Annotated in this window: 3 protein-coding genes; all 3 read right to left on the bottom strand. The window is 56.7% G+C overall.

Features of this window, described 5'->3' with window-relative positions; genetic code table 11:
• A partial coding sequence (gene rnc / locus B3187_RS08400; protein ID WP_286805722.1) for a ribonuclease III occupies positions 1-471 on the bottom strand: 471 nt, incomplete at its 3' end.
• On the bottom strand, positions 471-887 hold the full coding sequence (locus B3187_RS08395; protein ID WP_123637653.1) for a DUF4845 domain-containing protein: 417 nt from the start codon (positions 885-887) through the stop codon (positions 471-473). The genes rnc and B3187_RS08395, both read right to left, overlap by 1 nt.
• Positions 888-918: 31 nt before the next feature.
• On the bottom strand, positions 919-1,106 hold a 188-nt coding region (locus tag B3187_RS08390; RefSeq protein WP_286805720.1), incomplete at its 5' end, for a S26 family signal peptidase.

Genomic DNA, 1,106 nt, shown 5'->3' with positions numbered 1-1,106 from the left:
TTTGGCGTCTTTGGCAGGCTGAGCCAGGGAAAGTGCCTGAAGGCGGGACTGGTACCAGGCATTGACCCGCTCGGCACAGACCTGAAAACCGGACTCCAGATAGATGGCCCCGATCAAGGCTTCCACCGTATCGGCGAGAATCGACTCGCGGCGGTGACCACCGCTTTTCATTTCCCCCTCGCCCAAACGCAGGCATTCGCCGAGCTCAAACTCGCGCGCCAACATGGCCAGGGTTTCCCCTTTGACCATCTGGGAGCGCAGACGGCTCAACTGCCCTTCCCTTGCCTCAGGAAACTGCTGGTAAAGCGCCTCACCGATGATGAAGTTGAGGATGGAGTCGCCCAGAAATTCCAGGCGCTCGTTATTGCGGGCACCGTGACTGCGATGGGTCAGTGCCAGGTCAAGCTGGGCGGGGTCACGAAACTCGTAACCCAGGCGGGCCTGCAAGCGTTGTTTGAGAAGGTCGGACACTAATTACCACTGTTGCTTTCTAGGGGTTTACAGCACCGCTCGGGGGCGGAGCTGTCGAGCTGATTATTGAAGGTGAATACCAGCTCAATGTTATGGATGAAGGGAATCCGCTCTTCGTAGGCGATGGTGATCAACACCTTACTGGCGCGCTTATCAATATCAATATTGCGCCGGCCTTCGGTACGGACATTGTTGACCGTATAGAATTTGGTGAGCTGGGCGCGAATGTCCGACGGGCTCATGCTGAACAGGTCATTGTTATTCCTGGCCAACGACTTGAGGGCCGAGGTAATGTATCGGTTCTCGGCGTAAACCGGCACCACCTTGAAAGCGGTGAACAGCACGGCCACAGCGACCAGCACCACAAATACGAACCCAAGGGTAGAAATGCCGCGTTGAGATTGTCGAAATTGCATGCGTACGCCCTCTTTGATGAACGCCTAACGGTTAATGGATGGCGCCGGCGCGCTCGAAGCTCGGCACACTGAACAGGGAATCCCAGTGCATCCAGATGGCGAACGCCTTACCCACAATGGCATCCTCCGATACAAAACTCAGGTCCGGGCCATTCCCGGGGTTGAGTTCGTTCCAGCCCCGACTGTCGTGACTGCCATCGCGGTTATCGCCCATCATGA

Origin of the sequence: Marinimicrobium sp. UBA4209, assembly GCF_002381585.1 — a bacterium.
Lineage (GTDB): Bacteria > Pseudomonadota > Gammaproteobacteria > Pseudomonadales > Cellvibrionaceae > Marinimicrobium > Marinimicrobium koreense.
This window is presented reverse-complemented; position numbering and strand designations above follow the sequence as displayed.